The sequence below is a fragment of the Pseudoalteromonas sp. SK18 genome (assembly GCF_001974855.1).
Taxonomy (GTDB): domain Bacteria; phylum Pseudomonadota; class Gammaproteobacteria; order Enterobacterales; family Alteromonadaceae; genus Pseudoalteromonas.
The window spans coordinates 70032-88979 of sequence record NZ_MTQB01000005.1; the positions used below are offsets into that span (position 1 = coordinate 70032).

The window sequence follows — 18948 nt, forward strand, 5'->3', positions numbered from 1 at the left end:
TTAATCATTTTTTTAATATTTTTTTGTTATTTTTAATATTCCTAAAAATAGCAATAAAATAAACCACTTCCATTTCAATATGTGCTTCTGTTTGGTTTATGGCTTTGAACTAAATAAAAGCGCCATTCACTATTTCATTAAACAAGTCTATAATCTGATTCCATCCTTACTTATTTTTATCTCTTTGAGGCTTAAACGCTTTTTACTGTTTTTCAAAATATTTTACAGATGGAAAAACAGCCAAGTATCCCAAAATACAGTACTTAAACGCTGATTATCGTAATAGCCAACTATTTCATTGTGCGAGCGGTTGTATATTGAATATGTTTCGTAAATGTATACAATTGCACCAATCAACATTTTTTGGCTACCTTATGTTTGCACACCAGATTAAATTTTCAAAAGGTTTTACACTTATAGAAGTGCTCATCGCCTTTATTATTCTCAGCTTTGGTTTATTAGGCGCTGTTGCCTTACAAGCTAAAGCAAAGCAAGCGAGTTTTGACTCAATGCAACGCGCAGCAGCCGTGGCACTTGGCAATGATATTATTCAACGAATACGGGCTAATGATACACCGCAACTAGCGACTCTTTATGATGTTGACTTTAATAGTGATACTGGCAAGAACTCATCAAATACGTGTTTTACAAACTCTTGCACTAATGCACAAATTGCTGCTTTAGATATTGAGCAGTGGAAGCGTGCTATTCGTGCTCGCGAAAATACAGGCTCATTAGATGATGCCTCGGTATGTATTAACCCTGCAGCTGTTGCCAGTGCAGCAGGTAATGCATTTAATGTTGAAGTAATTGTAACCTGGCAGGGGCGCCAAGAATTTAAAGCAAGTGAAGCTACTGGAAATATTAACTGTGGCGTAGCAGATAAAAAACGTCGTTTGGTGGTGTTAAACAGTTATGTTTATGTCAGGAGTTAAAATGAAGCAAGCCGGATTTACCCTGGTTGAAATGATGATTTCACTTTTTATTGGTGGCTTGATCCTCGGTGGTGTGATGTTTACTTATATTGGCATGAAAGTGACCACCAAAGACACTATGACCATAGGCGAGTTACAAGAATCAGGTCGCTTAGCCATTAACATTATGCAACGAGATATTGAACAAGTTGGTTTTTGGGGGACTTTTTATGATGATTCATTTTCCGCTATAAATACCACCACATTAACAAGCCCCACAGGTGATTGCTCTGAAGGTGATAATAATGGTAGCTTCCCTAATTTAGCGAGTAGCAGCAACTTTAAAGGTCTATTTGCCAAAGTAGCAGTAGATTCAAGTGAGCTTAGCTGTATTAATAATCCGCTAGCAGGAACTGACATTTTACAAGTAAAGTTTTTGCAAGGTCGTCAACTACAGGTAGAAGCGGGTGCCAATCAAACCCAAAGTGATGAAAACTATTTTATTGCTGAGCAAGAAAGTGCCCGTTTTGTTCGCGGTGTTATTGACCCGGCTACTGTGAATCTTAATGCCAGTATTTGGCCGTATAGTCATCATAGTTACTATATTTCAGAGCAAACTTATACAGTAAACAATAAAAGCATTACGGTTCCTGCATTAATGCGAAAACGCTTAGTCGGAGATTCGATGACAACAGAAACCATTATGGAAGGCGTCGAGAATATGCGCTTTGTGTTTGGTTTAGATACCACTAGTGATAGCCGTGTAGATACATACAGAAGCATTGATGATATGAGTATTGCACAGTGGGAAAATCAAAAAGGTGTTTTAACCGTTCAAGTTTTTTTATTGATCAGAGCATTACAGCCAGATCCTGGGATTTCTATAAAAAACCAAACCTATATTCTTGGTGAAGATGCTAACAGCCGAACATTAACGTTTTCAGACAATTTCAGACGTACTGTTTTTACTACAACAATACGTTTAAACAATGCAGGATCGAATTTATGGCGCATTTAAGCCCTACGAGGAGTAAGCAACAGGGTGTTGTGCTTATTACTGCACTTATTATGGTGATAGCTGTGACAGGGATTGCGGTAACCTTAATGAGCAGCAGTAGTATTGATATTAAGATCACTAATGCCGCACAGGAACGTGAAGTCGCTGAAAATCAATTAATTGGTGAAGTACAGCGGATTATTGCTGATGAGGTAAGTAAAGGGGCTGCTAATCAGTTCTTTTTGACTCCCGATGAGGTCACAGATAGCGGTATTGAAATTGCTAACCGTAATGATATGACAAGCAATATGGTTAATTTAAATAACGGCATGCTTGATTTAAAGTGTCCTAGACGCTTTAATTTTACGACGGGGATCTCCTGCAATATGGTTCAGGTATCAACAACCATAGACTATGGCTCTAAAAGTAAACACCAAATCACTATAGTAACCGGTGTCGCTCAAGAGATGGCTAGTATAAGTAAAGGTATTTAAGATGAAATTTAAATTAAAGAATATGTTACCTGTATTACTTGGCTTAGCTGCGAGCGCACCTGCAGTAGCCGAAGATATAGAGTTATATGTTAACCATAATGTTCAAACAGATGAAAATGCACGTGTTTTGATTGTGTTTGATACTTCCGGCAGTATGGCTTTTTCTACTTTGACTGGTAATGATTGTGGTTATGACAACTACAATAGACGATGGATATTGTGTGATGATAATCGCTTAAATGTTGCCCAAAATGCAGTGAAGAATTTAGTTAACAGTAACAAGGATGTTGATTTTGGTTTGATGCGATTTGCAGGCAGTGATGGCGGCTATGTGTTGTCGCGTATTCACAGTAACAATACAAAAATATTAAAAGCAGTTGATGATTTGCCCGCTGATGGCGCGACACCAATTACGGAAACATTATGGGAAGCCTATCTCTACATGACAGGCCAACAAATAGACTTCGCAGACGGTATTCAGGACCGTGACAAAGCAGTAGATAACAACAAATACTACAAATCACCATTTCGAAATGATGACAAAGGCAACAAAGAATTGCTGCGTTGTGATAACTCGATTAATGTGATCTTAATGACCGACGGCGATCCAAGTAACGATAGCGACAGAAACAGTAATATAAAAAAGCTACATAACTCAATTTTTATTGATGCTATTCCTTTTGAGTCAGGTGAGTACAAAAATAGTTACTTAGTTGCCCTAGCAAAAATTTTACACGGTACCAAACAAACGCAAGTTGATTTGTTCTCTGAAACGCCAGACATAGTTGATACCGCGAGAGTATATACCATTGGTTTTGGTACGGGCATGAGTCAAGGAGGTAAAGATCTCCTCGATATGACAGCCAGAGTGGGTGGAGGTAAGTACCTTCATGCTGATACAGCCGATGAACTTTCTAAGGCGTTAAATCAAACAATTTCACAAATACGAGAAGAAAACAGCTCATTTACTTCACCGTCGTTTGCCAGTAATAACGTTGACCAAACACGCAGTAAAAACGCAATTTACTTCACAATGTTTTATCCCGAAATTGGTACTCGTTGGCAAGGTAACTTGAAAAAGCTAGAAGTGTCAGGTAATAAAATAGTCGATACCAAAGGCGTAAAAGCACTTGATAGCAACGGTCTAATCGATAAAAACGCGCATACCTTTTGGCCAGATGCTGATAGTGCAGCAGATGGTAATGCTGTAAAACAAGGGGGCGTGAATGCTGCGCTTGCTAGCAGCAGCAAAGAGCGAAAATTATTTTCTGATGGTCCATCAGGACAGCTAATTAATTTTGATTACGATACGATAAGTGAAGTCTTCAATATTGTTAATAAGCAAAAGAATAAGCCATCAGTAGATGATCTGCTTGTTAGTGATGTACAGCTTGAAAGCACAATAAATTGGGCACGTGGTATTGATGTTGACGATGAAGATGGCGATGGCTCTTCACAGGACAAACGCAACGACATTTTTGGCGATCCGTTACATTCTAAACCGTTGGCTATCGATTATGGTAATAATGATGTACGCATTCTAATTGGGACAAATGCAGGGTTTTTGCATATGTTCAAAGACGATAGCAAAAATAATAAGGTAGAAGAAAGTTGGGCATTTATCCCCTCAGCCCTGTATTCAATTCTTAACCCTTTGCGTTCAAAAGAAAAAGGCAAAGAATATGGGATGGACGGACCTATTAGTGTTTATTTCAACAATAAAAGTTTAAATAGTGAAGGCCTAAATGATGGCACTATCAATGCCAGCAGCGGAGATGAAGTGTGGGCTATAGCCGGTATGCGCCGTGGTGGTCGTAATTATTATGCTTTTGATATTTCTGATCCAGATACCCCTAAAAAACTGTGGAAGAGTCCAATTAAAGGTGGCGATAAAGGTTTTGAGGAATTAGGGCAAACATGGTCTAAACCACAAATAGCTTACATTAAAGCATGGGGTGATGAGCCTTTACTGGTATTTGGCGCAGGCTACGATACCAGTAAAGACATCACTCGAGATGCCGATACAATGGGTCGCGATGTTTATATTGTAAAAGCTAAAACCGGTGAGAAAGTATGGTCACTTAGAAGTGATAATGCTTTTAAAGGCAAGCACAGTATTGCTGCTGACGTTAGTTTACTCGATTCAGATTATGATGGTTATATTGACAGAATTTATGCTGCCGATACTGGTGGCGGGGTGTGGCGTATCGATATGCCTGGAACCAGCACTAACGCATTTAGTCATTACAAACTCGCTGAGTTAGGTGCTGATACCGACAGACGTTTCTTTTATAAGCCGGTAGTGGCAAGAACCGTGTTTAGTAAAGTGACTATTAGTAAAGGGGTAACTTCACGGTTAGATACACCCTATGATGCGGTACTTATTGGTAGTGGTAATCGCTCAAACCCTTTAAAGAGTAACAGTGCTGATCAGCTATTTATGGTTAGGGATGAGAATACCATCACTAAATCATTCAAAAATAATGCACCCGCTGCAATTGTGCCGAATGATTTAATGTCAATGAACGAAGACTTATTTGGCAAAGCGCTGGATAATGTGGGCGACTTTAATGCATTAGAAGCCCAGCTATCTAATGACTTTAAAGGATGGCGTTATAAATTAAATAGCGGTGAAAAATCACTCGCAGCGGCAACTGTTGTTGGCGGTGTGGCTTATTTCACTTCGTTTACACCTGGCTCTACTGGGGCTTCGAGTAACCAATGTTCATTAGGTGCAGGTGGCGGCTCGCTCTATGCGTTTCACTTACATTACGGCACTAAGGTGTATGACAACTTAAAATTTAAAACAAGTTACGAGATGCCAGATACGCCTCAGCTTTATTTTGGTGATAGCTGTGCTGATGGAAATAGCGACGGTAAGTGTGATGACAATACCAATGAAAATGTAAAAAGTCAGTTTTACCTGATTGGTCCAGGTATTAATGGCAGTGAAACAGCGAACCCGTTAAAGCCGCTAGAAATAACGGGACCAGGCTTAAAAGTTGTCGATAAAAAAATCCAGTTGGTAAACGATGACTCCGTTGGTTTTGGCTTTAGAACACAGCAGACTTATATTTATAAACGTGAAGAAAATGACGAGGGTAATTAGGGATTATTAATGAGTAAAAAACAACAAGGATTTACCTTAATTGAATTAATGATAGCCGTGGCCATTGTTGGCATTATCGCCGCAATTGCAGTGCCTAATTACAGTGAGTATGTAAAAAGGGCATCACGTGCAGAGGCCGCATCAGCGCTTTTAGATGCGGCAAACAAGCAAGAACAGTATTTTGTTGATAACCGTGCTTATACAGCCTCGTTTGATGACTTAGGGATAAATAATAAAACTGAAAATGGTAGTTTTGAACTAACAATTAAAGTGGTTGATAATAATGCATTTACTGTCACCGCCAAGCCGATTGCAGGCGCTGTAAAAGGTGATGCTGATTGTACGTCACTAACCATTAATGACGTAGGTTTAAAAGGAGCAACAGGTAGTAAAGGCGATACCGACATTAACTATTGCTGGGGTCGATAAACACAGCGCTTATTGTTGGCATTTGTTGGTAGATTTTATTCTTATTCGACCTGTTTGACTAATAGACAAAGCAAGCCCCTCAAGGCTTGCTTTATCACTATTTGGGCAATACACGAAAGTGCCGTTCTGAAATCCATTTAACGAGCCATCAGGCCTAAAAGTAATGGCGGTACGAGGATACTCTAACGTATCGGCATTATGAGTATACTCAAAAGTACTAATTAACAGTTCATCATCATCAAGTGATGTTGACCTATCATTATCAATAAAAAGAGACACACCCGTGTGCCACTCACCCTCTGAACACTGTTTATCTTTTAAAGCGCACAGCGTTACGTAGCTGTCATGCTCTATAGCGTAAAGGCGTGCAAAATTAATATTTCGGTGTAGTAAAGAGATTTGATTGTCAGCTCGGTTTTTCGCTAAAAAGTCGGCAAAAAACCAGAGTGAAATTTGCGCTACGATCACAAAAACCACAATTGCTACCATGAGCTCAATTAGTGTAAAGCCACTATGTGGGTGATAACCTGTATTTAACCTCATCCCTGAAGCCTTGCTTTATCCGTCCATGATTAAAGTTTAGACAATAATTAGCAAACTACAAAATAGCGATTAACAACTGCTTTTGGTGTCGCCAACATAAAAGGCGGTTCCCGATAGTGATAGCGTTAAAGCCTTATTATTCTCAGTGCCATTATTAGGGCAAAAAATGAAATTGCCTGGCGTTGTGGTAATACGTCCGCTGGAATTAAATCGTATGCTGGTATCTGCAAATGAAATACGATCATTGGGGCTAATTTCTTCCATTACTCTGATAAGGCTATCTGTTGCCTTATCATATTGACCATCATTATTTGCATCAATGAAGGTAATTACTATTTTATCAACATCCCATCCATCCGTGCATGTAAGAGTATCGTCATTGTTTTTTACTTTTGTTTTTGAGGCTGCACATACAATGACTATTTCGTCAGTACTGGCTGCTTGTGAACGTGCATAACTAATATTGCGCTTTAGTTCCAATAAAAAGTTTTCCCCACGGTTTTCTTCCAGCATATCGCCACTGTTCCACAAAGCAATAGAGGCAATAATGCCAACAATGGCCACGGTGACCATTAATTCTAATAAGGTAAATCCACGGTGTTTAGTTTTCATATGAATCTCAATAATTAGTTGTTTTAAGCTAAGCATTATTTATGAGGATAATCATACCATGATTATTTTTCACCTGTGCTATTCAATCACTTTGTTTGCTATGAACCTCATGATTGTCTAAAATCGAGGCAACTGAGGCTTTCAAAAGTAACTAATATGAAAAAAATAGAAGCAATCATTAAACCGTTTAAGCTCGATGATGTGCGCGAAGCACTATCTGATGTTGGCATTACGGGTATGACAGTAAGTGAAGTAAAAGGGTTTGGACGTCAAAAAGGCCACACCGAGCTATACCGTGGCGCAGAGTACATGGTTGATTTTTTACCTAAGGTAAAGCTAGATATTGTGCTTGGTGATGAAGATGTGGAACGCGCTATTGATGTGATTGTTAAAACCGCACAAACAGGCAAAATTGGTGATGGTAAAATATTTGTTACTGAGGTAGAGCGTGTTGTGCGTATTCGTACCGCAGAAGAGGATGAAGACGCGATATAATCGTAGTCTTGAGTAAAAAAAGGCGCTACTTTTATTTGAAAGTAGCGCCTTTTTCGTATCATTTATTTCTGCTATTGAATTTACGCGTTTGCGCTGCATTCTCACTTAATTCAGTTAATCCAAGCTTATCGTAGCTTTTTTCCATCATGGCTAATGCCGCATCCAAGTAGCTACTTTGCGAGTAATGCTCTACCACAAACTTACCGCGATTCGCGGCTGCTAAATAAGCTTCACGTTCATAATAGTAAGTCGCAACTTTTAGCTCATAACGTGCCATGCGATTTAATAGCCAAACTAAACGACGTTTTGCTTCTGGCGCATAATCACTTTGCGGAAAACGTTTAACTAAGGTTGATAGGTCGGTATAGGCTACACGGGTACGTTTAGCGTCTCTGTCTGCTCTATCTACACCAAAGTACTCTTGGAAAGCATTTTTATCCGCTTTAATATTAACCAAGCCACGCATGTAGTACATGTAATCTAAATCTTTGTGATTTGGGTTTAAGCGAATAAAACGGTCAATGGTAGCAAGTGCCTGCTCTGTATTACCTGATTGGTAATGTGCGTACACTAAATCCATCTGTACTTGCTTTGAAAACGGGCCAAACGGGTAGCGAGAATCAATTGCCGCTAACAGTTCAATTGCACGTGCGTATAAACCAGAATCAAGCGTTTGTTTTGCATCTTCGTATAGAGCTTGTGCTGATCTGTTAGGTACTCGTTGAATGTCTTCTTGGTCAGGCGCAGACGAACAAGCCCCTAAACTAAGCACTGAAACTGAAAAAACAATGGCGAATGCACGTTTCCCTATTTTATTTATCATTTTATTTGTTACCTTCGATGTCTTCGGCTAGGCCAAGTGGGTAAAACCGAGTAAACTATGCGTATTATGTTATGCTTTTATTAAAAGCGATTCTAACCCAGTCAAGCAAAGCTTGCACTGGTAAATTGGGTAAAGTTACTAATGTCAGAGCAAATATCTCTCCAAGCCGAGGTCCCAACAGACTTAGGTGGTAAACGTCTAGACCAAGTATTAGCACAATTGTTCCCTGATTATTCACGATCACGGATAAAAACGTGGATTTTAGATGATAAAATCACCGTTGACGGCGAAATTTTCAACACCCCGCGTGAAAAATTACTCGGTGGTGAAGTTGTAGCTGTTGAAACAACAATAGAAGCACCTCGTGAATACGAAGCACAAGATATCAAATTAAACATCGTTTATGAAGACGATGATATTTTAGTGATCAATAAACCAATGGGATTAGTGGTTCATCCTGGTGCAGGTAACCCTGACGGTACTGTGTTAAATGCATTACTTCATCACTTCCCAGACATTATCAACGTACCACGAGCGGGTATAGTGCATCGTCTTGATAAAGACACAACCGGCTTAATGGTTGTAGCTAAAACCATTCAAGCTCAAACTCATTTGGTTAAAGCCTTACAAAAGCGCGAAAATTTCACACGTGAATATGAAGCGTTATGTAATGGTACTATGACTGCCGGTGGTATGGTTGAAAAAGCGATTGGCCGTCATCCAACTCAGCGTACGCACATGGCTGTTCATGAAATGGGTAAACCTGCGATTACGCATTACCGTGTAGCAGAAAAGTTCCGTGCTCATACTCGTTTGCGTTTACGCCTTGAAACCGGACGTACGCACCAAATTCGCGTGCATATGGCGTACTTAAATCATCCCTTAATTGGCGATCAATCTTATGGCGGCCGTCCTCGTCCACCAAAAGGGGCAACGCCTGAGCTGTTTGAGTTACTGCGTAGCTTTAAGCGTCAAGCGCTGCATGCCGTTAAATTAAGCATTGCTCATCCAATTACCGGTGAAATGATGACCTGGCAAGCACCTATCCCTGATGATATGGTTCAGATGACTCAAGCATTGCGCGAAGATACAAAAGCAAATCCAGACATAGCTAGTTAATTATGTCTGGCTTATCAGCTACATGGCAATCTATTCAGGGTGTAGGCACATTGAGTACTACACGGGATGGAGGCGTATCAAAGCCACCATTTGATAGCTTGAATTTAGGATTGCATGTAGGTGATAACCGCCAAGATGTATTAACCAATCGAGCGCATGTAAATACCCACTTACCTAACCCGGCTGTTTGGTTAAATCAGGTTCATAGCGCCGACGTAATTAGAGTGGATGAAGGGTTTGACGCTAAACAAACTCTGACGGGGGATGCGCTTTATACGCAGTTAAGCAATCAACCTTTAGCTATAATGACCGCTGACTGTTTACCTATTTTACTTACCTCAAGCGATGGCCAAGAAGTGGCTGCCATTCACGCCGGTTGGCGAGGGTTAGCGCAAGGAATCATTAGTAATACAGTTAGCTATTTTAAACATGCACCAACGAACTTACATGCTTGGTTAGGTCCTGCAATAGGGGCTAATCGATTTGAAGTCGGCCAAGAGGTTGTTTCAATATTTACAGCCAATAATCCTGCTTTGCACGACGCGTTTAAACCTCAAAATAACGATAAATATTTAGCTGATATTTATCATATAGCGCGTATTTTGCTAAACCAACGGGGTGTTGTGAATATTAGTGGTGGTGAATACTGTACTTTTTCTCAAGATAATCAGTTTTTTTCTTATCGACGAGATGGCCAAACCGGTCGTATGGTAAGTTTGATCTGGCGCAAGTAAATAACCATTAAGTGATTATTTTTCCCTCAATACCTTGAACAAACCCGCTAACATACCCATTTATTAAGTAATTCGTTTTTTTATAGGTAAACCCTCATGCGTTTAGATAGATTTACAAGTAAATTTCAGTCTGCGCTTTCAGATGCGCAATCATTAGCGCTAGGTCGCGATCATCAATTTATTGAACCCGTTCACCTTATGTATGCTTTATTAAAGCAAAGCGGCTCAAGTGTGCGTGCTTTGTTTGCACAAATGGGCATTAGCGTTGACGAGCTCAATACCAAACTCTCTCAAGAGATAGAAAAATTATTTAAAGTGGAGGGTGTTGGTGGCGATGTACAATTGTCAAACAACATGGTTTCACTTATTAATTTATGTGATAAGTACGCCCAAAAACGCAAAGATAAATATATCTCAAGCGAACTGTTTGTATTAGTTGCATGCGAGGATAAAGGACCGCTTGGCAGTGTATTTAAAGCACTTAATATCACTGCTAACAAAGTTGAAACTGCTATAGAGGCAATTCGCGGTGGTCAAAAAGTTGATGACCCTAATGCTGAAGAAACTCGTCAAGCACTTGAAAAGTATACTATTGATCTAACTGAGCGGGCAGAGCAAGGTAAGCTTGACCCTGTAATTGGCCGTGATGATGAAATTCGTCGCACCATCCAAGTATTACAACGTCGCACCAAAAATAACCCTGTGTTAATTGGTGAGCCTGGGGTGGGTAAAACCGCAATTGCCGAAGGGCTTGCACAACGTATTATTAATGGTGAAGTTCCAGAGGGCTTAAAAAATAAACGCGTACTCTCACTTGATTTGGGTGCATTAGTTGCGGGAGCCAAATACCGCGGTGAGTTTGAAGAGCGTTTAAAATCAGTACTCAATGAGTTGGCCAAAGAAGAAGGCCAAGTAATTTTGTTTATTGATGAAATTCATACCATTGTTGGTGCTGGCAAAAGTGATGGCGCCATGGATGCGGGTAATATGTTAAAGCCTGCACTAGCACGCGGTGAACTCCATTGTGTAGGGGCTACAACGCTGGATGAATACCGTAAATACATTGAAAAAGATGCTGCGCTTGAGCGTCGTTTTCAAAAAGTATTAATTGAAGAGCCATCGGTTGAAGACACTATTGCTATATTACGTGGCCTAAAAGAGCGCTACGAATTGCACCATTCAGTGGAGATCACCGATCCGGCAATTGTTGCTGCAGCACAGTTATCACATCGCTATATTAGTGATCGCCAATTGCCTGATAAAGCAATTGATTTAATTGATGAAGCGGGCTCATCTATTCGGCTGCAAATTGATTCAAAACCTGAAGCCTTAGATAAGCTAGAGCGTCGTATCATTCAGTTAAAAATTGAAGATAACGCCTTGGCTAAAGAAAAAGACGAGGCCAGTCAAAAGCGCCGTGCAGAAATGGTTGAGCTGATCACTGAGCTTGAAGTGCAATACCGTGAGCTTGATGAAGTATGGAATGCTGAAAAAGCCTCTTTGCAAGGTACGCAAGTCATTAAAGCAGAGCTTGAACAGGCACGACTTGATTTAGAAGTGGCACGCAGAGCAAGCGATTTACAGCGTATGTCAGAGCTGCAATATGGCCGTATTCCCGAGCTTGAGCGTAAGCTTGATTTAGCATCGCAAGCCGAAATGCAAGAAATGAGCTTACTTAAAAACCAAGTGGGCGAAGACGAAATTGCCGAAATTCTATCACGTTGGACCGGCATTCCGGTGGCACGTATGCTTCAAGGTGAACGTGAAAAACTATTGCAAATGGAAGAGCAATTGCACAATAAAGTGATAGGGCAAGATGAAGCGGTGGTTGCGGTGGCCAATGCCATCCGTCGTTCGCGTGCAGGACTTGCTGATCCGAATCGTCCTATTGGCTCATTTTTATTCTTAGGGCCAACAGGGGTGGGTAAAACAGAGTTAACAAAAGCGTTGGCTGGCTATATGTTTGACACCGAAAGTGCCATGGTACGCATTGATATGTCTGAGTTTATGGAAAAACACTCAGTTGCGCGTTTAGTCGGTGCGCCTCCCGGTTATGTAGGTTACGAAGAAGGTGGCTACTTAACGGAAGCTGTTCGTCGGAAGCCGTACTCGGTTATTTTGTTGGATGAAATAGAAAAGGCGCACCCAGATGTGTTTAATATTTTATTACAAGTTCTTGATGATGGACGCTTAACAGATGGACAAGGCCGTACTGTCGACTTTAAAAACAGCGTAATTATTATGACCTCAAACCTTGGCTCAGATATTATCCAAGAGCAAGCGGGCAATAATGACTACGATGAGCTGAAAAATAAAGTGATGGGTGTGCTGCATAACGAGTTTAGGCCTGAATTTATTAACCGTATTGATGAAACAGTAGTGTTCCATCCGTTGGCACATAGTCATATTAAAGAAATTGCTGATATTCAGTTAAGTAAGCTGCGTGAACGATTAACAGAGATGGGTTATTTACTGGAATTGACTGATGCTGCGCTTGAGCGAATTGCAGCCAGTGGCTTTGATCCTGTTTATGGCGCTCGCCCACTTAAGCGCGCTATACAACAGACCATTGAAAACCCATTAGCACAGAAGCTGCTTAATAATGATTTTCAACCCGGTTCTATCATTGTTATTGATGCGAATGCAGAAGGCTTAGTATTTACTAGTCGTTAATTACACAAATAAACAAGCCGCTGTTAACAGCGGCTTGTTTGATTTTAAATCTTATTGTTAAACTTTAAAGGTAAGCAGTAAATCATTTACTTTTCGTGAGCCTTCCACCAATTCAGCAGCGCCATGCGCTACGCTATAACTGAGTTGTAAATTGTCATCCCCCAAACCTTTAATTTTTTCAACATTGCTGCCAATATCTCTACTTACCACCTGTTGTTGCTCTGCGGCGGCTGAAATATCGGTAGCAAGTTGTGAAATTTCACTAATTTGAGTAAAGATACTATCCAGCTCTTGTTGTGTTTGCCCTGTGGTGTTAACACAGTCATCGGCTTGTTGTTTTGTGCTCTGCATGATTTTAGACCAGCTAAACAAAGTATCTTGAATCTCTTTAATTGAGCTGTGAATTTGAGCTGTGGCGTTTTGAGTACGTGAAGACAGTGCGCGTACTTCATCAGCGACCACCGCAAAACCTCGACCATGCTCACCAGCTCGGGCAGCTTCAATTGCTGCGTTAAGTGCTAACAAATTGGTTTGTTCTGCAATGCCTTCTATTTCACTCATTACCTGACCAATTTTATCGGCCTCAGAGGCAAGTCCTGTGGCTGTGGTTGCCGCTTGCTCAACTTGTACTGCTAAATCAGATACCATCTTGCTGTTATCGGCAATATGATTTTTTATATCAGAGCAGCTTTGATAGGTGATCCCCACTTTATCTGCGGTATTATTGGTATTATTAGAAATTTCACCAATCGTGGTGCTCATTTGTGACATCGCAGTGGCTATTTGCTCAAGCTGAGTTCCCTGAGAAGAAATTCCTTGCTCGGTTAGCGTCGATTGCTGATCTAAGCCTTGGGCAATAGTATTAAAACTCAAGGTTGAGTCTTTAACACGCCCTAGTACCGTTTTTAACTTGGCGCAAAGCATTTGCTCTCGGTAATCACTAATACTGTGAGGGTGTGAGCCACTAAATACATAACGAGATACTGAATCCGCCTCGATTTTTTGCTGTTTTAGGGTACCAGGTGTCGCTATTAGCTCATCATAATTTAATGCTAAAATGATTATACACACTATCAGGTTAACTGCTGCAATCGCCATAGAACCCCAAAAAGCGACACTGGCTAACCAAACTAAAACACCGGCTACGCTCAAGCCCTGTCTGAGTGAGGTGCGCTCACGCCAGCTAAATAGTGACTTATTAGCGTTAATTTTGGCATACAGTTTCTGCGCTCTACGTTTTGCGCGTTGCGAGAGTTTTACACGCACAGACTGATAGCCAATCAATTGGCCATGTTCGAAAATAGGTGTTACAAATGCATCGACCCAATAGTAACGGCCGTCTTTACATAAATTCTTTACAGCACCTCGCCACGAATGGCCTTGCTTTAAGGTGTCCCACATTTCTTTAAATGCCGCTTTAGGCATATCAGGGTGGCGAACTATATTGTGGTTTTTATTGATGAGTTCATCCATTTCATAGCCAGCAATACTGCAAAATTCATGATTGGCATAGGTAATAACACCCCGAAGATCGGTCGTTGAAACCAACTCTTGGTGCTCTTCAAAGGTGACCTCTTCATCTATTAAGCTTTGATTACGACGCATAGTAACTCTTTATCATTCTTTATTAGGATGGCTATTGTAATTACTAAAACTAACGTACGTTAGTGATAAGTTTTAAATAGCAGTAGTAAGGCATTTTTTTTGATATTTTTATGATCTTTATCAATTTTAAGGGTAATTGAATTTTTTAATTATGACAAACTTTTAGCAAGGGATTCACTCTTTCGTATTGGGGAAATCATGCGTTGGGGGCAGTAGAGGATTGTGGCAAATAATATGTAAAAGAAATTGTATATTGCTGGTGGCAATGGCAAGATTATCTTTTATAGCGTGAAACAAAGCGTGTTTAAAATTCATTAAAAACTATATCTAATAAATTCATGTAGTTTTTTCTTCATTTAATCTTGAGTAAAGGTAATTAGACCCCATAACCTTATGATTAAGCCACTTGGCTCGAGGAAACTTTTTTTTGGCAACTTATAATTTAAAGAACACGCTCAACGCGTTATCTAATGCAGATAATCAGCATGCTATTAAAGGTATTATGCGCGGTATTGAGAGAGAATCACTAAGAATTAAACCCAATGGTTCTATTTCTAAGCAAGCTCACCCCGAAGGCGTAGGCTGTGCGCTTACCAACGGACATATCACGACTGACTTTTCTGAGTCCTTACTTGAGTTTATTACACCGGTTAGCGAGTCATCAACGCAAACGTTACAACAGCTGAAAGATCTACAAAAGTTCACCCTAGAACATATGGACGATGAACTGCTGTGGCCAATTAGTATGCCGTGTTTTATAAATCATCAAGACGATATTGTCTTAGCTCAATTTGGCGATTCTAACGTTGGTAAAATGAAAACCTTATATCGTGAAGGTTTAAAGAACCGTTACGGTAGTATGATGCAAGCGATTGCCGGCGTGCACTTTAATATTTCTTTTCCTGAAACGTTATGGCAGTCACTACACTCATTAAAGCAAAGCAACGCAAAACTTGAAGATTTTATATCTGATGGGTACTTAGCATTAATTCGCAATTTTAAACGCGAGTTGTGGTTAATTAGCTATATGTTTGGTGCGTCACCTGCATTGTGTAGTTCATTCTTGCAAGGGCGTAAAAGCGACTTACCGTTTAAAAAGCTAGGCAAAGGTACTTTATATTTAGAAGTGGGCACTGCGCTACGATTAGGTAATCTAGGCTATACCAACAGTGCTCAGTCATCACTACGTGTAATGTATAACTCATTAGATGAGTATGTTGCAGGGTTGAAAAAGGCCATAAATACGCCTTCAGATATTTATGGCAGTATTGACGACTATACGAGTGCCGAGCCAAAGCAACTAAATAAAAATATTCTACAAATAGAGAACGAGTTTTACTCGCCAATCCGCCCTAAGCGTAATGCTAAAAATGGTGAAACACCCACCGATGCACTACTAAGAGCGGGTATAGAATATATTGAAATTCGTGCATTGGATGTTAACCCATTTAGTGAGGTTGGCATTGATTTAGAGCAAATACACTTTTTAGATGTATTTTTAACCTATTGTTTATTAAAAGACTCAGCGCCTATGAATTGGCAAGAGCAAGCACGTAGCACTGAAAACCTTGATACAGTGGTGAACCAAGGCCGAGAAAAAGGCCTGATGCTTAATTTTAATAATGAGCCGCGCAGTCTTGAGTCATGGGGCGATGAAATATTTAACCAGCTCGTTGACGTTGCGAAGTGGATGGATAACGCATACGGTGTTGACTATTACTCAAACACTATTAAGCGCATGGCAATGTGGGTGCATAATCCGACATTAACTTATTCAGGGCGTTATGTTGAGCAGTTAAAAGCATCAGGGCTAGATAATGGGCACTTCGCACTTTCACTTGCTCAAAAGTACAAACAAAGCCATGAGACAGCCAGTTATACTGAATTCTCAAAGTCGTGGTTAGCGCAACAAGCGGCAGAGTCTTACCAGGCTCAAAAAGCAATTGAGCAAGCCGATAATCAATCATTTACTGCATTTTTAGATACGTATTTCAGGGTCTGTTGACCTTTGCGGATTACAATTTGTTCAAACTAGGAGCGGTTTAATCGCGGCGCGAGGTTTGTAACCTAGTGGGCTAAGTAAAAACCGAGCAAAGCTTCCGCGTCCTGCTCACGCCCCTTACCTACATCCATGTAGGCAACAAAGAGTAAATCGCTCCTAGGCAGAACCCGAAGGGCAGCACCTGTTTGGCATTGATGCTGCGTTATCGCCTATTTATGGGGAATAACCACACCACATAGGCTTTGCCTTGCCTAAATACCAAACAAACTGCTGCAAATTCAACCTTGAAAGGTCAACAGACCCAAGTAAGTAGTAGGCAAAAAAAACGCAGCCCATAGTAGCTGCGTAAATATTCTTTAGGGATGAAACAATGCTGTACTACTGCATTCATAGATTCAGACCCACACTTTTTTAAAAAGTTCAGTGAGATCTTAAAAAATGAAAAAAAATATTATTACTTTATCTCTAGTGCTTACTTTAGCGGGTTGTGCCACTGCGCCACCCAAGCAACCCGAAGATATTTGTAAAATCTTTGAAGAGAAATCTGACTGGTATTTTGATGCTAAAGACGCCCAAGATAAGTGGGGCTCACCCAAGCATGTGTTAATGAGCATGATGTATCAAGAAAGCTCTTTTCGTCATGATGCTGCACCGCCTATGGAATACTTTTTATGGATAATTCCAACTGGCCGTGCAAGCGATGCTTATGGTTATTCTCAAGCTAAAACGCCAACTTGGTCTGACTATATTCGTGAAACAGGTAACAGCGGTGCCGATAGAGACGAATTTGAAGATGCGATCGACTTTATGGCATGGTTTGTTTATAAAACCCATAAAATAAATGGGGTGTCTAAGTGGGATGCTTACGCACAGTATCTAAATTATCATGAAGGGTGGGGCGGTTATAAGCGAGGCACCTACCGCAAGAAAAAGTGGCTAATGAGCGTTGCCAATAAAGTAAAACACCGTGCAAGCCGTTATGGTGTGCAGCTAAGACGTTGTGAAGATGATTTAGACAAAGGTTGGTTTGAGCGTTTATTCTTTTAACTAACCTAAACCCAGATTAATCAAAAAAGGAGCCATTTGGCTCCTTTTTTATTGGTTTATTTTTTACGTTTATTGGGTTGAATTTTAACTTGTTTGATCATGTTTTCTTTTACTTCAAGTACTTCAACCGGATAGCCCGCAATACGAATACTTAAGTTAGCATCTGGAATATCTTCCAAATACTCAACAATAAGGCCACTGAGTGTTTTAGGGCCATCTAATGGGAATTCCCAACCCATTTCTTTATTTAAGTCGCGCACGTTGGCACCACCATCAACTATATAAGAACCATCGCTTTGTGTGGTTACTTCTTCACTTGGTGTACGGGTTTGAGTGGTGGTGAAATCGCCCACAACCTCTTCAAGAATATCTTCTAAGGTGACTAAGCCTTGTATATCGCCATATTCATCAACAACGATGCCAATTCGTTCTTTCGACAACTGAAACTTCAGCAGTTGAGTATTAAGCGACGTTCCCTCAGGAATAAAGTATATCTCGCGTACAGCTCGAAGGAGCGAAGGTTTGTCGAATTGCTCTTTAGTAAGAAGACGTAATGCATCACGAGAGTGAATAAAGCCCACTGCATCATCAATGTTATCGCGGTATAAAAGCACGCGAGTATGTTGAGCATGAGTTAGCTGTTTACTAATTATTTTCCAGTCATCGTTGATATCAATCGCCACAATCTCATTGCGGGGTATCATAATATCTTCAACGGTAACCTGCTCTAAATCTAAAATTGAGGTCAGCATACTTTGGTGGCGTGCCGGGATCAGTGCACCTGATTCATTTAGCACGGTTTTTAATTCTTCTTTACTCATGCTGTGCTCATCTATTTGTGCAGCACTAATGCCAAATAAGCGTAATATGCCGTTGGTCATCCAGTTAACAACTACCACAAATGGGAAGAGTATTTTTAACAAGCCCTTAAGTATCACAGAGCTAGGAAAAGCGACTCGCTCAGGATAGAGGGCGGCCAGTGTTTTTGGCGTTACTTCAGCGAAAATTAGCACAACTAGTGTTAATGCACCCGTTGCTATAGCAATACCTAAATCGCCATACAAGCGTATACCTATTATGGTGGCTACCTGCGCTGCAGCAATATTAACCAGGTTATTACCAATTAGGATCAGACCTATCAACCTATCTGGTCGACTCAGTAATTTACTAACGCGTTTCGCAGCACGATGGTTCTCTTTAGCGAGGTGTCGCAAACGAATACGGTTGATTGACATGATTCCGGTTTCTGACCCGGAGAAGTAAGCAGAAAAAAGCACCAATAAACCTAATATGATAAACAGGGTACTTGTCGATATGTCGTCCAACGATGGATCCTTTTTTTATAAACCAAT

General features: G+C 40.5%; 16 protein-coding genes. 11 read left to right on the plus strand and 5 right to left on the minus strand.

Translation table 11 applies throughout. The annotated features are described in order from the left end of the window. Positions 1-374: 374 nt before the first annotated feature. From pilV to BW139_RS05620, 5 genes are read left to right on the plus strand one after another with little or no spacing between them, the layout of a single operon-like run. The gene (pilV, locus tag BW139_RS05600; protein WP_076918948.1) at positions 375-935 is read left to right on the plus strand and encodes a type IV pilus modification protein PilV; all 561 of its coding nucleotides are present in this window, start codon (positions 375-377) and stop codon (positions 933-935) included. 1 nt (position 936) lies between these two features. Further along, complete coding sequence (locus tag BW139_RS05605; RefSeq protein WP_076918949.1) at positions 937-1932, plus strand: PilW family protein; 996 nt, start codon at positions 937-939, stop codon at positions 1930-1932. Continuing rightward, positions 1920-2405 (plus strand): hypothetical protein, encoded by a 486-nt coding sequence (locus BW139_RS05610; RefSeq protein ID WP_008114436.1) that lies wholly within the window; start codon positions 1920-1922, stop codon positions 2403-2405. The genes BW139_RS05605 and BW139_RS05610 overlap by 13 nt, the downstream gene beginning before the upstream one ends. Position 2406: 1 nt before the next feature. Further along, on the plus strand, positions 2407-5514 hold the full coding sequence (locus tag BW139_RS05615; RefSeq protein WP_076918950.1) for a pilus assembly protein: 3108 nt from the start codon (positions 2407-2409) through the stop codon (positions 5512-5514). Positions 5515-5523: 9 nt separating this feature from the next. Next, positions 5524-5943, plus strand: a complete 420-nt coding sequence (locus BW139_RS05620) for a type IV pilin protein (protein WP_076918951.1) — start codon at positions 5524-5526, stop codon at positions 5941-5943. A gap of 9 nt (positions 5944-5952) precedes the next feature. Here the strand turns inward: BW139_RS05620 and BW139_RS05625 are convergent, their stop codons facing one another. Together BW139_RS05625 and BW139_RS05630 are read right to left on the minus strand one after the other, a co-directional pair. Then, positions 5953-6486 carry a GspH/FimT family protein gene (locus tag BW139_RS05625; protein ID WP_076918952.1) on the minus strand — a complete coding sequence of 178 codons (534 nt, stop codon included), beginning with the start codon at positions 6484-6486 and terminating at the stop codon, positions 5953-5955. 69 nt (positions 6487-6555) lie between these two features. After that, positions 6556-7098 (minus strand): GspH/FimT family pseudopilin, encoded by a 543-nt coding sequence (locus BW139_RS05630; protein ID WP_076919040.1) that lies wholly within the window; start codon positions 7096-7098, stop codon positions 6556-6558. Positions 7099-7254: 156 nt separating this feature from the next. Between BW139_RS05630 and BW139_RS05635 the strand changes: the two genes are divergently transcribed. Next, positions 7255-7593, plus strand: coding sequence for a P-II family nitrogen regulator (locus BW139_RS05635; protein ID WP_008114445.1), 339 nt, complete (start codon positions 7255-7257; stop codon positions 7591-7593). A gap of 58 nt (positions 7594-7651) precedes the next feature. Here the strand turns inward: BW139_RS05635 and BW139_RS05640 are convergent, their stop codons facing one another. Then, positions 7652-8416 carry an outer membrane protein assembly factor BamD gene (locus BW139_RS05640; RefSeq protein ID WP_008114446.1) on the minus strand — a complete coding sequence of 255 codons (765 nt, stop codon included), beginning with the start codon at positions 8414-8416 and terminating at the stop codon, positions 7652-7654. A gap of 141 nt (positions 8417-8557) precedes the next feature. Between BW139_RS05640 and rluD the strand changes: the two genes are divergently transcribed. From rluD to clpB, 3 genes are all read left to right on the plus strand, one after another. After that, a complete protein-coding gene (rluD, locus tag BW139_RS05645) occupies positions 8558-9535 on the plus strand; it encodes a 23S rRNA pseudouridine(1911/1915/1917) synthase RluD (protein WP_010391291.1) in 978 nt (325 codons plus the stop codon). A gap of 2 nt (positions 9536-9537) precedes the next feature. Further along, on the plus strand, positions 9538-10269 hold the full coding sequence (gene pgeF / locus BW139_RS05650; RefSeq protein ID WP_076918953.1) for a peptidoglycan editing factor PgeF: 732 nt from the start codon (positions 9538-9540) through the stop codon (positions 10267-10269). 96 nt (positions 10270-10365) lie between these two features. After that, positions 10366-12942: an ATP-dependent chaperone ClpB gene (clpB, locus tag BW139_RS05655; RefSeq protein ID WP_008114452.1), complete on the plus strand. Its 2577-nt coding sequence runs from the start codon at positions 10366-10368 to the stop codon at positions 12940-12942. Between the two features lie 57 nt (positions 12943-12999). Here clpB and BW139_RS05660 read toward each other — a convergent pair whose 3' ends face one another. Further along, positions 13000-14547 carry a PAS domain-containing methyl-accepting chemotaxis protein gene (locus BW139_RS05660; protein ID WP_076918954.1) on the minus strand — a complete coding sequence of 516 codons (1548 nt, stop codon included), beginning with the start codon at positions 14545-14547 and terminating at the stop codon, positions 13000-13002. A 427-nt stretch (positions 14548-14974) separates the two neighbouring features. Between BW139_RS05660 and gshA the strand changes: the two genes are divergently transcribed. Continuing rightward, a complete protein-coding gene (gene gshA / locus BW139_RS05665) occupies positions 14975-16552 on the plus strand; it encodes a glutamate--cysteine ligase (protein WP_076918955.1) in 1578 nt (525 codons plus the stop codon). A 435-nt stretch (positions 16553-16987) separates the two neighbouring features. Next, entirely contained in the window at positions 16988-17596 is a 609-nt protein-coding gene (locus tag BW139_RS05670) for a hypothetical protein (protein ID WP_076918956.1), read from the plus strand. 56 nt (positions 17597-17652) lie between these two features. Here BW139_RS05670 and BW139_RS05675 read toward each other — a convergent pair whose 3' ends face one another. After that, complete coding sequence (locus tag BW139_RS05675) at positions 17653-18921, minus strand: HlyC/CorC family transporter (RefSeq protein WP_138956964.1); 1269 nt, start codon at positions 18919-18921, stop codon at positions 17653-17655. Positions 18922-18948 lie beyond the last annotated feature (27 nt).

Coding starts and splice junctions, on each gene's coding strand:
- pilV (WP_076918948.1), top strand. CDS start 375: ATGTTTGCACACCAGATTAAATTTTCAAAAGGTTTTACACTTATAGAA.
- BW139_RS05605 (WP_076918949.1), top strand. CDS start 937: ATGAAGCAAGCCGGATTTACCCTGGTTGAAATGATGATTTCACTTTTT.
- BW139_RS05610 (WP_008114436.1), top strand. CDS start 1,920: ATGGCGCATTTAAGCCCTACGAGGAGTAAGCAACAGGGTGTTGTGCTT.
- BW139_RS05615 (WP_076918950.1), top strand. CDS start 2,407: ATGAAATTTAAATTAAAGAATATGTTACCTGTATTACTTGGCTTAGCT.
- BW139_RS05620 (WP_076918951.1), top strand. CDS start 5,524: ATGAGTAAAAAACAACAAGGATTTACCTTAATTGAATTAATGATAGCC.
- BW139_RS05625 (WP_076918952.1), bottom strand. CDS start 6,486: ATGAGGTTAAATACAGGTTATCACCCACATAGTGGCTTTACACTAATT.
- BW139_RS05630 (WP_076919040.1), bottom strand. CDS start 7,098: ATGAAAACTAAACACCGTGGATTTACCTTATTAGAATTAATGGTCACC.
- BW139_RS05635 (WP_008114445.1), top strand. CDS start 7,255: ATGAAAAAAATAGAAGCAATCATTAAACCGTTTAAGCTCGATGATGTG.
- BW139_RS05640 (WP_008114446.1), bottom strand. CDS start 8,416: ATGATAAATAAAATAGGGAAACGTGCATTCGCCATTGTTTTTTCAGTT.
- rluD (WP_010391291.1), top strand. CDS start 8,558: ATGTCAGAGCAAATATCTCTCCAAGCCGAGGTCCCAACAGACTTAGGT.
- pgeF (WP_076918953.1), top strand. CDS start 9,538: ATGTCTGGCTTATCAGCTACATGGCAATCTATTCAGGGTGTAGGCACA.
- clpB (WP_008114452.1), top strand. CDS start 10,366: ATGCGTTTAGATAGATTTACAAGTAAATTTCAGTCTGCGCTTTCAGAT.
- BW139_RS05660 (WP_076918954.1), bottom strand. CDS start 14,547: ATGCGTCGTAATCAAAGCTTAATAGATGAAGAGGTCACCTTTGAAGAG.
- BW139_RS05670 (WP_076918956.1), top strand. CDS start 16,988: ATGAAAAAAAATATTATTACTTTATCTCTAGTGCTTACTTTAGCGGGT.